Source organism: Blautia sp. MCC269 (genome assembly GCF_018785655.1).
Lineage (GTDB): Bacteria > Bacillota > Clostridia > Lachnospirales > Lachnospiraceae > Blautia_A.
The window spans coordinates 72883-87030 of sequence record NZ_WQQE01000010.1; the positions used below are offsets into that span (position 1 = coordinate 72883).

General features: G+C 44.9%; 12 protein-coding genes, 1 pseudogene and 1 other annotated feature. Of the genes and pseudogenes, 7 read left to right on the forward strand and 6 right to left on the reverse strand.

The genetic code is table 11. From position 1 onward, the window contains the following. Positions 1–13: 13 nt before the first annotated feature. From GPK88_RS03790 to GPK88_RS03805, 4 genes are all read left to right on the forward strand, one after another. Complete coding sequence (locus GPK88_RS03790) at positions 14–658, forward strand: CHC2 zinc finger domain-containing protein (RefSeq protein WP_002595104.1); 645 nt, start codon at positions 14–16, stop codon at positions 656–658. Further along, positions 627–1964, forward strand: coding sequence for a virulence-associated E family protein (locus tag GPK88_RS03795; protein WP_007047420.1), 1338 nt, complete (start codon positions 627–629; stop codon positions 1962–1964). The genes GPK88_RS03790 and GPK88_RS03795 overlap by 32 nt, the downstream gene beginning before the upstream one ends. A gap of 241 nt (positions 1965–2205) precedes the next feature. Next, complete coding sequence (locus GPK88_RS03800) at positions 2206–2403, forward strand: hypothetical protein (RefSeq protein ID WP_002595102.1); 198 nt, start codon at positions 2206–2208, stop codon at positions 2401–2403. After that, on the forward strand, positions 2404–4074 hold the full coding sequence (locus GPK88_RS03805) for a recombinase family protein (RefSeq protein ID WP_005335872.1): 1671 nt from the start codon (positions 2404–2406) through the stop codon (positions 4072–4074). A gap of 92 nt (positions 4075–4166) precedes the next feature. On the opposite strand, the pseudogene GPK88_RS03810 reads toward GPK88_RS03805, so the two are convergent. Continuing rightward, positions 4167–4535, reverse strand: a pseudogene (locus tag GPK88_RS03810) (ABC transporter ATP-binding protein); the annotation flags it as partial. 100 nt (positions 4536–4635) lie between these two features. Then, positions 4636–5727: an acyltransferase gene (locus GPK88_RS03815; RefSeq protein WP_173771813.1), complete on the reverse strand. Its 1092-nt coding sequence runs from the start codon at positions 5725–5727 to the stop codon at positions 4636–4638. Positions 5728–5910: 183 nt separating this feature from the next. Here GPK88_RS03815 and GPK88_RS03820 point away from each other — a divergent pair, with 183 nt between their 5' ends. The 3 genes from GPK88_RS03820 (at position 5911) to ilvN (ending at position 9872) form a co-directional block, all read left to right on the forward strand. Further along, complete coding sequence (locus tag GPK88_RS03820; protein ID WP_173771811.1) at positions 5911–7197, forward strand: HlyC/CorC family transporter; 1287 nt, start codon at positions 5911–5913, stop codon at positions 7195–7197. A 91-nt stretch (positions 7198–7288) separates the two neighbouring features. After that, positions 7289–7530: a binding site (T-box leader), on the forward strand. A 101-nt stretch (positions 7531–7631) separates the two neighbouring features. Beyond that, a complete protein-coding gene (ilvB, locus tag GPK88_RS03825; protein WP_173771809.1) occupies positions 7632–9350 on the forward strand; it encodes a biosynthetic-type acetolactate synthase large subunit in 1719 nt (572 codons plus the stop codon). Positions 9351–9362: 12 nt separating this feature from the next. Further along, on the forward strand, positions 9363–9872 hold the full coding sequence (gene ilvN, locus GPK88_RS03830; RefSeq protein WP_015526065.1) for an acetolactate synthase small subunit: 510 nt from the start codon (positions 9363–9365) through the stop codon (positions 9870–9872). 97 nt (positions 9873–9969) lie between these two features. Here the strand turns inward: ilvN and GPK88_RS03835 are convergent, their stop codons facing one another. From GPK88_RS03835 to GPK88_RS03850, 4 genes are read right to left on the reverse strand one after another with little or no spacing between them, the layout of a single operon-like run. Then, the gene (locus tag GPK88_RS03835) at positions 9970–10932 is read right to left on the reverse strand and encodes a carbohydrate kinase family protein (protein ID WP_215707541.1); all 963 of its coding nucleotides are present in this window, start codon (positions 10930–10932) and stop codon (positions 9970–9972) included. Next, positions 10916–12280: an MFS transporter gene (locus tag GPK88_RS03840; protein WP_059086762.1), complete on the reverse strand. Its 1365-nt coding sequence runs from the start codon at positions 12278–12280 to the stop codon at positions 10916–10918. The genes GPK88_RS03835 and GPK88_RS03840 overlap by 17 nt, the downstream gene beginning before the upstream one ends. Before the next feature lie 18 nt (positions 12281–12298). Continuing rightward, positions 12299–12691, reverse strand: a complete 393-nt coding sequence (locus GPK88_RS03845) for a VOC family protein (protein ID WP_021652508.1) — start codon at positions 12689–12691, stop codon at positions 12299–12301. A 9-nt stretch (positions 12692–12700) separates the two neighbouring features. Beyond that, the gene (locus GPK88_RS03850; RefSeq protein ID WP_059086986.1) at positions 12701–13729 is read right to left on the reverse strand and encodes a zinc-dependent alcohol dehydrogenase; all 1029 of its coding nucleotides are present in this window, start codon (positions 13727–13729) and stop codon (positions 12701–12703) included. Between the last annotated feature and the right edge of the window lie 419 nt (positions 13730–14148).

Consider the following 14148-nt stretch of genomic DNA (forward strand, 5'->3'; position numbering starts at 1 on the left):
AGGAGGAATTGATTTGAATGTATTTGAAGCTGTGAAGCAGTCCGTTACGACAAGACAGGCTGCGGAGCATTACGGAATCCGGGTAAACAGAAACGGGATGGCTTGCTGCCCGTTCCACAACGATAAGACCCCCAGCATGAAGCTGGACAAGCGTTTCCACTGCTTCGGATGTGGTGCAGATGGGGATGTGATTGATTTTGTAGCTGCCCTGTACGGGCTGGGGAAAAAGGAAGCCGCCGCACAGTTGGCGAGTGACTTCGGGCTTGCCTATGAGGACTGGAAGCCACCGGGCAGGGCAAGGAAGCCCAAGCCCCGGCAGAAATCCCCGGAAGAACAGTTCCGGGAAGCAAAGGCACATTGCTTCCGTGTCCTTGCCGATTATCTACACCTCTTACGGGTATGGAAAACCGACTATGCCCCGCACTCCCCGGAGGAAGCGTTTCATCCCCGGTTCGTGGAAGCCTTGCAGAAGCAAGCCCATGTGGAATATCTGCTGGATGTGCTGCTGTTTGGGGATACGGAGGAAATCGCTTCACTGATTACGGAACATGGAAAGGATGTGATACAGCTTGAACAGCGAATGGCAGAGCTTGCCGCCGCAGACGCAGCAAGAACTAAAAAACACCATGAACGCCATGCAGCCGCCCCAGAGCGTTGAGGAAGTAAAGGCAACTCTGGAAACCACCGAGAAAGGCGGTGTCCGCCAGAGCATACGGAACTGCCTGACCGTATTCCAGCGTGACCCGGTGCTTGCCGGGGCAATCGCCTATAACATCCTGACCGACCGAAAGGACATCATAAAGCCCATCGGTTTTCACAGAGAAAGCACAGCCCTGACCGATACAGACATGAAGTATCTGCTTCTCTATCTGGAGGAAACCTACGGGCTGACCAGTGAGAAAAAGATTGAAACCGCCATCGGGATTGTGGCGAATGAGAATAAGTACCACCCCATCCGGGATTTTCTGAACAGCCTTGCATGGGACGGGACGGAGCGCATCCGCTTCTGTCTGCGGCACTTTCTGGGGGCGGATGTGGACGATTACACCTATGAAGCCCTAAAGCTGTTTCTTTTGGGGGCGATTACAAGGGCATTTAAGCCCGGAAGCAAGTTTGAAATCATGCTGTGTCTGGTAGGCGGTCAGGGGGCTGGCAAGTCCACCTTCTTCCGTCTGCTGGCAGTCCGGGACGAGTGGTTTTCCGATGATTTGCGGAAGCTGGACGATGATAACGTGTACCGCAAGCTGCAAGGTCACTGGATAATTGAAATGTCGGAAATGATGGCAACCGCCAATGCCAAGAGCATTGAGGAAATCAAGTCTTTTCTAAGCCGACAGAAAGAGGTTTATAAGATACCCTATGAAACCCACCCGGCAGACCGTCCCCGTCAGTGCGTGTTCGGCGGTACTTCCAACGCCCTTGACTTTCTCCCCCTTGACCGTTCCGGCAACCGCCGATTTATCCCGGTCATGGTGTACCCGGAGCAAGCCGAGGTTCACATTTTGGAGGACGAAGCCGCTTCCAGAGCCTATATCAGCCAGATGTGGGCGGAAGCAATGGAGATTTACCGAAGCGGCAGGTACAAGCTGTCATTCAGCCCAGCCATGCAGCGGTATCTCAAAGAACACCAGCGGGATTTTATGCCGGAGGACACCAAAGCCGGGATGATACAGGCTTACCTTGATAAGTACACCGGGGAAACGGTCTGTTCCAAGCAGCTCTACAAGGAAGCCTTAAATCACACCTTTGACGAGCCGAAGCAATGGGAAATCCGGGAAATCAACGAGATAATGAACCAGTGCATTACCGGGTGGAACTACTTTTCCAATCCAAGAATGTTTGCGGAATATGGCAGACAAAAGGGCTGGGAGCGTGAAATCCCGGCAACGGACACCGACAACCCGCCCGAAAAATCTATGGACGGTTTTGTGGAGGTCACGGAGCAGATGGAGCTTCCATTCTGAAAATGACAGCCCGTTGCCGACTTCGTTGCTATCCCGTTGCCGAGCCGGTTGCCGGGGAAAAACCCATAACTGCGGGCTTTTCTCCCCTATGACAACCAAAACAACAGAAAAATAAAAGAAAAGTATAAATAGTAACCACCGCCAGATTGAGATTGTTTGCAAGGTCTTTTGAAGCCCGTTGCCGGACTTCGTTGCCGACACCCTCTGTCTGGCTATTTTCATGTATGGAGGATAACTGCCTATGGCAAAAAACAAAACAGAGATTCATGTGACCACTGTATTTGACGGGGAGCTGGACGCCACCGATGTGTTCGTCAGCCTGATTTCCCAGAAATACGGCAAGACAAATACAAAAGAATATCTTGCTAAAAAGAAAGAATTGAAGTATAATGAAGATGAGGTTCAAAAGAGCCGGATACCGTCTGGATTGTGTGGGTAAATGGCTATGATGAACGAAATGGAATACAGAACAATCGGTTCGGCACTTGCCGGGGGCTATCGTGCAGCGGTCTATTGCAGACTGTCAAAGGACGATGACCTGCAAGGCGAAAGTGCCAGTATCGCAAACCAGCGTGATATGCTGGAAAAATACTGCGAAAAGCAGGGATGGGAGGTTGTGGCAGTCTATCAGGACGATGGCTTCACAGGTCTTAATATGGAGCGTCCTGATTTACAGAGAATGTTGAGATCCATTGAGCGCAGGCAAATCAACCTTGTTATCACGAAAGACCTCAGCCGACTGGGGCGTAACTATCTGCAAACCGGGCATTTGATTGAGGACTTTTTCCCAAGAAACGGGGTGCGCTATATCGCCATGAATGACGGTATCGACACCTTACGGGATAACAACGACATTGCCCCGTTCAAGAATATCCTGAACGAGATGTACAGCAAGGATATTTCCAAGAAAGTCCATTCCTCTTATCTTCTGAAAGCGCAGAAAGGACAGTTTACCGGGTGTCTTGCCCCGTTTGGGTATCGGAAAGACCCGGAGGACAAAAACCATCTGCTCATTGACGAGGAAACCGCCCCGATTGTGCGGCTGATTTTCGGATATGCCCTAAACGGTCATGGTCCGAACTATATCCGCAGACGGCTGGAGGAAGAAAAAATCCCCTGCCCCACATGGTGGAACCGGGAACGGGGGCTTCGCAATACCCGCACCAAATGGGAAAAGAAAGACCCGGAAAACGGGCGGTATATGTGGGACTTCTCCGTTATCAAAGACCTTTTGATGAATCCCGTCTACACCGGGGCGATTGCTTCCCAGAAAAAAGACTACCGCTTCAAAATCGGCACGATTGGGGAAAAGAAACCGGAGGACTGGGTTGTGGTTGAGGGACAGCACGAACCGCTGATTGACCGCATGAGCTTTGATATTGTGCAGAACAAGCTGAAATCCCGCCAGCGTCCGGGGCAGACCAATGAAATCAGCCTGTTTGCCGGACTGATAAAATGCGGCGAGTGTGGGAAGTCGCTGACGATACGCTACACAAACGCAAAACATCCCCAGCGGATTTACTCCTGCAAGACCTACAATGCCTTTGGAAAGAACCACTGCACCCAGCACCGGATTGATTATGACACCCTTTACAGTCATGTGCTGCGGAAAATCCGGGAATGTGCCAGAGCTGCCCTGATGGACGGAGAAGCGGTTGCCGACCGCCTGACCAATACCTGTGAAGCCGAGCAGCGGGAACAGCGGGAAGCAATGGAACGCTCCCTTACAAGGGACGAGGAACGGATTGAGGTTCTGGACAAAATGGTAATGCGGCTTTATGAGGATATGATTGCAGGGCGTATCAGTGAGCAGAACTTCAACACCATGCTGGAAAAGACGCAGACCGAGCAGACGGAGCTTAAAACAAAAGTGTCCGAGGGCAGAAAGCGGCTGTCCGATGAAGTCCAGCTTGCCAATGATGCAAAACAATGGGTGGAAGCCATTCAGGAATACGCCAACATCACAGAGCTGGATGCAGCCACCCTTAACCGCTTAATCAAAGAAATCGTCGTGCATGAGCGCATTGACGAAGATAAAACAAGACACATTTCTATCGAAATTCATTTTAATCTCAAACCCATCCCGGAGGTGGAACAGGTCACTGCCTGACCTGTCCCGCCTGGATGGTTCTCTTAAAAACACCATATAGATTTTTGTACGCCGCCGCCCGCCATCGAGCAGAATTTTACACCTAATTGGGGATAAAACAGCTCATCCACATCCAGCGGCCTGTCACTTAAATAGACACCAACTTCAATATTTTCCCGCACAGTCAGATTTGGGATCAGATTATACATCTGGAAAATATAGCCCAGATGTTTTCGCCTGTATAAGGAGAGCTTTTTTTCTTTCATATCTTCCAGGCGCTCCCCCTGAATGGTGATACTGCCTGCATCTGCTCCGTCAATGCCGCCGATGATATTTAACAGTGTGGATTTTCCGGAACCGGATGGCCCCAGCAACACACAGAATTCTCCTTTTTCTATTTCCAGATCAATCCCTTTCAGAACATCCACACGGCTTTCCCCTGCCCCGAAGGATTTTTTGATCCCTTTTATCTCCAGAAACATACAATTTCTCCTTCCATCCATTTGGAAATATACTTTTTTATAATAAAAGTACTGTCAATCATATGTTAGATGAGGCTTACTATTTTGTCAAGAAGCTGTATTATTTTCGTATATTTTTTATAAGTCTGCCGGGAATTCCAAGAAGCACAGATAACAAAAGAGAAATTCCGAATATGCTTCCCATGATTGCCATCATATACAGGACCATTCCCGCTTTTCCCGGTAATCTTCCAAGAATCACCGCATTGAGCCAGTCCTGATATCCCATATGGCTGAGGAAATCACGAACTGCCATATGAAGCAGATAGATCATAAAAGTACAGGAGGCGATCTGACAGATCATCCGCTTTCCCCTGCTTTCTTTTTTCTCTCCCTGAAACAATGCCAGGCAAAAACATGCAACACAGACTGCACAGAAAAGGCCCATGGCACTGAACCAGAAGATCACGCAGGAAGGCTGTCCATCAATTCTGTACTGCCACCGCTGGATCACCGACCGGATCATATTCACAAATAAAAATCCCATGCCTGCAGCAGGAATCCATTTTTTTGTAAATTTTCCGCGGTTCCGGTAAAGGATATGTCCCCAGATCATCTCAATGGCCGCCGGAAAGGCTCCGTTTATGGAATGATGTGCAAATGCGCCAAGAGTATTTCCCGAAATATCATTCAGCACAAAAAATCCAAAGGTTGCTATCAGAAAAATCTGTGTTCTCTTCCGATCCTCATCCAGATAATCCACAAAACATTTCAGTACCGGAAAAAGCAGCATCAGGAATACATAAACATAAATATACCAGAGATGATCACTGTGAGGTACCGGGTTATTCCAGGAAAGCAGTGTTTTCAATGCTGTTTTATATTTTTCTGGTGAAAAGCAGATACTGACACTTAATTTTTCGCCATCAAGAAGCCATCCGAAAAACAGGAAACCAAATATGCTGTAAAGCACTACCGGTATTCCGAGATTTTTCCAGGTACGTTTCAGAATCCTCTCATAACTTCTGCTCTGGAACAGGAAAAAACCGGTGATCATAAAAAACACCGCTACTCCATCCGCAACAATACAGTTGAAAAAAACTCTGGAGAATATCCAGCTTCCATCTACCTGTGCATACAGTGCCGTATGAATCCCGATTACCATCAGACATGCCAGAATTCTCATAAACTCCACACCCGGGTCTCTCTTCATTTTTGTCTCTCCTTTCCCCCCATGTAAAAAATTCGTCATTTTTCCCTTATTGTAGCATAATATCAATACTTTTCCCACAGCTTTCCGGCTCTTGCCAAAAGTCCGGAAAACGTATATAATGTGGGAGTATCTATATATTTTTAAGCAAACAATCTTATTTTTTTAAAGGAGTGAACATTAAAAGTGGACCCCAGCGACACTTACCAGATAATCATATTACTTATTCTGCTGGCATTGTCAGCCTTTTTCTCATCTAATGAAACCGCGCTGATGTCGGTAAACAAGATCCGTCTCCGCTCTCTTGCAGACGAAGGAAACAAGCGGGCAGCCATGGCTCTCGATATTCTTGAGAACCAGACACCCAAGCTTCTCAGTGCGATTCTTATCGGAAACAACATTGTGAACATTTCGGCTTCTTCCCTTGCAACCACACTTGCGTACAGTTTTGGCGGCTATATGGTCAGCATTGTAACCGTGATCCTTACTGTTCTGATCCTGATCTTCGGTGAGATCACCCCGAAGAACTATGCAACCATCAATGCAGAGAGGCTTACTCTTCGCTATATCCCGGTCTTTAAATTCCTTATGACCATCATGACACCGGTGATTTTTATCATCAATCTCTTCTCCAGAGGTGTGATGCGCCTGATGCGTGTAGATCCGGATGCGGCAAGCAAGGCCATGACTGAGGAAGAGCTTCGTACCATTGTGGATGTCAGCCACGAGGACGGTGTCATTGAATCCGATGAGAAAGAAATGATCTACAATGTGTTTGATCTTGGAGATGCCACAGCCAAGGATATCATGGTGCCAAGAGTCCATGTTACTTTTGCAGACGTGGAATCCACCTATGATGAGCTGATCGAGATTTTCCGCGAAGACAAATTCACACGTCTTCCTGTTTACAAAGACAGCCAGAATAACATCGTGGGAATTATCAATATGAAGGATCTTCTTCTCTATGACAAGAATGAGGAATTTGTCATTGACCGTTTCTTGCGGAAACCGCATTTCACTTATGAGACAAAAAGCATTTCCGATCTTCTTGTAGAAATGAAGGATTCCACCTTCAACATTGCTATTGTCCTGGATGAGTACGGTGATATGGCCGGACTTATTACACTGGAGGATATCCTGGAGGAAATCGTCGGCGAGATCCATGACGAGTACGACGAGAAAGAGGACGAACTTGTCCAGAAAATTTCCGACCGTGAATATATCATCGAGGGTTCCATGCACCTGGACGATGTGAACGATCACCTGAATACAGAACTGGATTCTGAGGATTACGATTCCCTTGGCGGTTTTATCATCGAACATCTGGACCGCCTGCCTGTTGCCGGTGATGAAGTGGTCACAGACGACGGAATTCGTCTGGTGGTAGAAAAACTCGATAAAAACCGTATTGAAAAAGTTCATGTTTATCTGCCGGAAAACCTTCATAAGAGCAACGAAGAACCAGAAGCATAATATAGTAAAACGATGTATCGGAACTGTCTATTTCTGATTGACAGTTCCGATATTTTATATTATAATAATCTAAAATTTTTATTCACATTTACTAAATGCAATGACAGGGAGTAGTACATAGTTTCCGGATGCACAGAGAGAAGATGGCCGGTGAGAATCTTCGTGACAGTACTATGGAAGTAGCCCTCGAGCAGTGGACTGAACCATGAATTTTCATGCAGTAGGCTTCAACGTCATTCCCACGTTACAGGGAAGCAGTATAATTTTGTACTGGCAGAGAGCAGAGTTTTACCTCTGAAAACAGGTGGTACCGCGGAATCATCCGTCCTGAGCATATTTTATCCGATATGCCGGGACTTTTTTATTGGAAAAAATATCCTGCGGCAGCCCTTATCTGCTTAACTATTCACATCACCAAAGGAGGGAACAAATTCATGAAACAGATTTCCGGAAACAAATTGTTTGTAAAAGCCTTAAAAGAAGAAGGCGTTGATGTTCTGTTCGGTTATCCTGGTGCCTGCACCATCGATATCAGCGACGAATTATATAAACAGAGCGGCATTGACATCATCCTGCCACGTCATGAGCAGGCCCTTGTACACGAGGCAGATGCCTATGCCAGAACTACCGGAAAGGTTGGCGTATGTCTCGTTACCAGCGGCCCTGGCGCCACCAACCTTGTAACAGGTCTTGCAACTGCCAACTATGACAGTGTTCCGCTTGTATGCTTTACCGGACAGGTTGCCCGTCACCTCATCGGAAACGATGCATTCCAGGAAGTTGATATTGTAGGAATCACCAGAAGCATCACAAAATATGGCGTAACTGTCCGCAACCGTGAGGATCTTGGCCGTATTATTAAAGAAGCTTTCTATATTGCACGTACCGGACGCCCGGGTCCTGTTCTGATCGACCTTCCAAAGGACGTAATGGCCGAGCTTGGAAGTGCCGAATATCCGAAGAGTGTCAATATCCGTGGTTACAAACCGAATACTAGCGTTCACATCGGACAGCTGAAACGAGCTCTCAAAATGCTTCAGAAGGCAAAAAAACCTCTGTTTCTTGCCGGCGGCGGTGTGATTATTTCCCGCGCCCAGGAGATTTTTACCCAGGTTGTTGAGAAGACTCAGGTTCCGGTTGTCACAACCGTTATGGGACGTGGTGCCATCTCCACAAAGAACCCTCTGTTTATCGGAAATCTTGGTATGCATGGTGCTTATGCCGCAAATATGGCAGTAAACGAATGTGACCTTCTGTTCTCCATCGGAACCCGTTTCAACGACCGTATCACAGGTAAACTTCACGAGTTTGCCCCGCACGCACAGATTGTCCACATTGATATTGATACTGCTTCCATTTCCAGAAATATTCATGTAGATATCCCCATCGTTGCCGATGCAAAAGAGGCCATCACAAAAATGGATGAATATGTACAGGAGTGCAACACTGAAAAATGGCTGAAACAGATCCAGGAATGGAAAGAAGATCATCCTCTTACCATGAAAGACCGTGGTATGATGGGACCTCTGGATATCATCGGTGAGATCAACCGCCAGTTTGACAAAGCCATTCTTGTTACCGATGTAGGACAGCATCAGATGCTGGTAAGCCAGTATGCAGACATCACTGAGAACCGTCAGCTGATCATGTCCGGTGGACTTGGAACCATGGGTTACGGCCTTCCGGGTGCCATCGGTGCCAAGATCGGCAATCCGGACACACCGGTCATCTCCGTTTCCGGTGACGGCGGCATGCAGATGAACATTCAGGAGCTGGCTACCGCAGTTCTGGAGGAACTTCCGATCATCTGCTGTATCTTTAATAATGAATATCTTGGAATGGTCCGCCAGTGGCAGAAGCTTTTCTACGGAAAACGCTACGCCATGACAAACTTAAAAGCCGGTGCACTCTCCCGCCGTACAGACGGACAGGAATATCCGGAATACACACCGGATTTCATCCGTCTCGCAGAGAGCTATGGGGCAAAAGGTATCCGCGTAACTGAAAAGGATCAGATCGCGGCTGCTTTCGAAGAGGCTAAGAAGAATACAAAAACTCCTACGATCATCGAATTTATCATTGATCCGGAGGAAATGGTTTACCCGATGGTTAAGCCGGGCGGTACTCTGGCTGATCTGATCATGGATTGTTAGGAGGAATGAATGATGGATAAAGGAATGAAAAAAAGATGGATCTCTCTCTACGTTGAAAACCAGGTCGGTGTTCTTTCCAAGATTTCCGGTCTTTTCTCCGGAAAGTCCTATAACCTGGACAGTCTTACTGTTGGAACCACCGAGGACCCCACAGTTTCCAGAATGACCATCGCCACAGTCAGCGATGATGAGACTTTTGAGCAGATCAAAAAACAGCTGAACCGTATGATCGAAGTTATCAAGGTCATTGATTTTACAGATGTATTTGTTCGAATGAAGGAGATCCTTTACATCAAGGTAAAGGGCTGCTCCCCGGAAGATAAAGTAGAACTTTTCCAGATTGCTGAGACTTTCAAGGCACGTGTCATCGACTATGGAAAAGACAGCCTCCTTCTGGAATTCGTCCAGACCGCAACCAAAAATGACGCGGTCATCAAGCTTATCAAAGAAGAGTTCAAGCATATCGAAGTTGTCCGCGGCGGAAGTGTCGGAATTGAGTCCATCAGTATGATGGAAAGATAAAAGCGGAATAATACTCCGACAGAAAAACACGGGGCTGATGCTTTAACGATTAATAAATCGTGATTTTTACAGCCCCGAGTTTGTTCATATACATTCATTATTTCTGCATAAATTCAAGCACTGCCTCTTTCGTCGGAATCGCAGGGATTCCGCCTCTCTTTTGCACACACAATCCAGCAACTGCATTTCCCAAAACAGCACACTTTTTGATTTCTTCCCATTCCATTTTTTCAACATTCTTATTCATAGAAAGGATACTGCATAATACGCCTCCCCAGAATGAATCACCTGCCCCAGTCGTGTCGACCGCATGTGTCTGAAATGCTTTGATGATTTCTTTTCTGCTTTTTGTTGCCATAAGAACGCCCTGTTCTCCCAATGTAATGGCAACCAGCTTTGGTCCCATGGCAAGGAGTTGATCTGCAGCCTGCTCATAACTTTTCGCCTCTGTCAACAGAATACTCTCTTCATCCGATACCTTCATGACATCTACCAATTCTATGACAGATCTCATTTTTTTCACTGCATACTCTTTGCTCTTCCAAAGAGACGGACGGTAATTTGGATCATAGGAAATAAGTACACCCGCTGCTTTTGCCATTTTTACCGCTTCGATCGTTGTACTTTCTGCCGGTTCATCTGTCAACGATAATGATCCAAAATGAAAAACTCTACAACCTGAAATTAATGTCTGATCCAGTTCTTCTTTTTTTAACTGTGTATCTGCACCCGGTTTTCTTGCAAAAGAAAAATTCCGTTCTCCATTTTCACCAATTTCCACAAATGCCAACGTTGTAAAATAACCCGGATCTTCAACAATAGCATCTGTATTGATTCCTTCCTTTTGCAGTGTCTTCTTTAAAAATTTACCATGCATATCGTTTCCAACTTTTCCAATAAAAGATGTGCGATACCCAAAGTGGCTTGCAACGGTTAGAAGATTTGCCGGAGCACCGCCGGGATTCTGTTCGAACAATTTCCTCCCATCCTGACTATGTCCTGCTTCCGTAAAATCAATCAGCAATTCTCCCAATGCCACGATATCAACTTTTTCTTCCATTTTTTAGTTCCTCTACAATCTCGTTATAACGTTTTTTATTTAACCGGTAGAAAAATAATACAACCGCAGTCACAATCCACAGTACACCCGGAATCGTCGTAAATGCATGCTTCATAATTGAAAGTACAATTGCATTTTGTGTCTGATTTGCAATATAACCATATTTTCCAAGTAATCCTGCTAAAAGTGCTGTTCCAACTGCCATTCCGATTTTATTTCCAAGTGAAATAAATGCATACTGAAAACCGTCATTTCTAAGTCCGGTTTTCCACTCCCCATATTCCACACAGTCTGGAATAATTGCATAGATTGCGGTATTAAATCCAGAGAAGAAAAACTGTGTGAGACCAGATAATGCATAAAAAATAGCTGGTGATTCTTTGGCATTGAAGAAAAACATAGACAACATGGAAATTCCTGTAAATAAAGCAAAGAGAGATGCTGTTCTTCCTTTGTTATTCAACTTGCGGAATAATGGTTGAAAACAGGCTGCCCCGATGATAGAAGGAATAATAATGCACATCGAATAAGTTGTGTAGTAGGAGGCATTCCCTTCCACATATGTAAAATAATACAGAATATCTGCGTTTCTACCATATAATGTAAATCCAAATAATATCTGCCCTGCCAATGCAAGAAGATATGGTCTGTTCTGCATGACTGCTTTCAACTGTATCTTTACAGAAATTTTTTCTTTTTCCGGAGTAATCACTGCCTCTTTCGTCTTCGCAAAGCAGAAGAAATGACAGGCTGTAAAAATACATCCATATATGACCGCCACCGTCAGATATCCTGTCTTTGCACTGTGACTGCCGAATTTGCTGAGCAGCGGAACTGTGATAATATTTAACACACCAATTGCAATCATCGCTGCAACCGAACGGGATGTATTTATTTTTGCACGTTCATCAATATCCTGTGTCATAGCACCACACAAGGTTCCATATGGAATATTCACACAGGTATACCCCAAAACCAGCAGACAATATGTAATTACCATATAAATGATCTTTCCATTCTGCGGCCAGTCAGGTCTTGCCCAGAATGTCATAACAAGAAGAATCGCTGTAATTGGTGCCGCTACTAACAGCCATGGACGGTACCGTCCCCATCTCGATTTTGTTTTATCCGTAAGTCCCCCGACGATTGGATCATTGATCGCATCCCAGAATCTTGAAAAAAGCATAAGTGCTGACACAGCCGCCATACTGATTCCGAACACGTCTGTATAAAATATCATCAGAAAATTACTGACGAACATCCAGCTGAAATTACATCCGACATCACCAAAACCATATGCAATCTTACTGATCAGCGGTACTTTTCCATTTTTGTTTTCGCTTCCCATATGTCCCTCCTATTTTTATCAGAGTTTCTGACAGAACTCTATTCTTTCCTCATTTGGGCCCTTGATCATAAAAAACTTCACACCATTTTCCCAAAATGGCAGTTCTTCGATTCCGTCTGTAATAATTGTGTATTTTTCATTGCAGATTTTCTGATACATACTTTCAATGTCTTCCACATCAAGTGCAACATGTTGGTATGCACCGTCTGACATTGCCGCCTGCCCATTTTCAAAAGTCTCTATACAGTAATTTTTTATCTGTAAAAATGCCACTTTTTCCCCTGCTTTTTCATTATAAGACTGCATAATTACTTCAAATCCAAGACTCTTATAAAACTCAACTGTTTTCTGCAAATCGTTTGTCGGAAGCCCGATATGAGCAACTCCGACAATTCCATATTTATTTTCCATACGAACTCCTTACTTTTCACTGACGTTGATAATTACTTTCATCGTTGTCTCGCGGTTATCATCAATATACTGGTACGCCTTCAGATAATCTTTAAAAGCAAATGTCTTTGAGATGAGCGGTTTCAAATGAACTTTGCCCTCATTTACCAGTCTGATTCCATCTATGTAATCATCATGGCGGTACATCATCGTGCTCTTAATGTCAAGTTCGTGGTCATTTGCCACTGCAAGATCTACTTCTGCCATTCCTGCAAAAACAGCCACCAGTACGATCGTGCTTCCTTTTCTTGCATATTTAATTGCCTGTCCCATTGTAATATTGTTTCCGGCACAGTCGTAGATCACATCCGCCTTATCCGGTCCAAATGCTTCGATCATTGCCTCACCGAAGTCTTTATTTTTGGTATTCACACACACATCAATTCCACATTCTTTTGCCTTTGCCAGTCTAAGATCACTGATATCTGTGATCATCACTTTCGCTGCCCCCATTCCTTTTGCTGCCTGTGCCACGAGATTTCCGATCGGTCCTGCGCCAAGGACTACAATATTCATGCCAGCCACATCGCCCATCTGTTTTACACCATGAACTGCCACAGCAAGAGGTTCGATCATAGCTCCTTCTTCATAGGACATATCTTCTGGAATAGGTGTTACTTTAGATGCATCCACTGCAAAATACTCAGATGCTGTTCCTGTCGTCTGAAATCCCATTACTTTTAATTCCTCACAGAGATTATACTTTCCATGACGACATGGATAGCAATGTCCACAATATACCTGAGGCTCTATCGTCACCTTCTGTCCCACATGAAACTCTGTGACATTTTTTCCAAGTTCTGTAATCTCACCAGAAACCTCATGTCCCTGTGTTACCGGATATTTTGTAAACGGATGTTTTCCATGATAAACATGAATATCTGATCCACAAACACCAATATTCATAATCTTTACCAACACCTGATTTTCCTTTACCTCCGGAACCGGAACCTCTCTGAAAATAATTTCTCCTGGATTTGTCATTACCTGCTGTAACATAATTGTTTTCTCCTTTTTTATCATAATTGTTTCCTCCTTATTTATATTGTTTTATTTGATCTTTTATAAATTGTTTTATTAAAGTAATTACATTATTATCCTGTAAACACGATTTGTCAATATGTTTTTCATAATTTTATATATTTCATAATTTTAAAATACATTTTTTGTGTATTTTTCACAATCAACACGAAAAAAACGGAAAGGAAACCGTAGTTACTGTTTTCTTTCCGTTTTTTACTATAATATCTTTTTCTAATTTTACACAACTTCTTGTTTTTCACACATATAAAGCGGACATCCTCATTCGCTTTGCAACCTGTCAGTGGGAGCTTTTAACTCCAACAGAGTGAACATCCCCTTCCCCTACACTTAATGCCCTGCGCACCAGATGCGGTGTACTGCTTATCTGCGTTCAA

What these genes read in the sequence shown, in the direction of transcription:
- GPK88_RS03840 (WP_059086762.1), bottom strand. Translation starts at nt 12,280, where the DNA reads ATGGGAAGCGAAAACAAAAATGGAAAAGTACCGCTGATCAGTAAGATT.
- GPK88_RS03800 (WP_002595102.1), top strand. Translation starts at nt 2,206, where the DNA reads ATGGCAAAAAACAAAACAGAGATTCATGTGACCACTGTATTTGACGGG.
- GPK88_RS03835 (WP_215707541.1), bottom strand. Translation starts at nt 10,932, where the DNA reads ATGGAAGAAAAAGTTGATATCGTGGCATTGGGAGAATTGCTGATTGAT.
- GPK88_RS03815 (WP_173771813.1), bottom strand. Translation starts at nt 5,727, where the DNA reads ATGAAGAGAGACCCGGGTGTGGAGTTTATGAGAATTCTGGCATGTCTG.
- GPK88_RS03795 (WP_007047420.1), top strand. Translation starts at nt 627, where the DNA reads ATGAACGCCATGCAGCCGCCCCAGAGCGTTGAGGAAGTAAAGGCAACT.
- GPK88_RS03850 (WP_059086986.1), bottom strand. Translation starts at nt 13,729, where the DNA reads ATGTTACAGCAGGTAATGACAAATCCAGGAGAAATTATTTTCAGAGAG.
- ilvN (WP_015526065.1), top strand. Translation starts at nt 9,363, where the DNA reads ATGGATAAAGGAATGAAAAAAAGATGGATCTCTCTCTACGTTGAAAAC.
- ilvB (WP_173771809.1), top strand. Translation starts at nt 7,632, where the DNA reads ATGAAACAGATTTCCGGAAACAAATTGTTTGTAAAAGCCTTAAAAGAA.
- GPK88_RS03845 (WP_021652508.1), bottom strand. Translation starts at nt 12,691, where the DNA reads ATGGAAAATAAATATGGAATTGTCGGAGTTGCTCATATCGGGCTTCCG.
- GPK88_RS03805 (WP_005335872.1), top strand. Translation starts at nt 2,404, where the DNA reads ATGGCTATGATGAACGAAATGGAATACAGAACAATCGGTTCGGCACTT.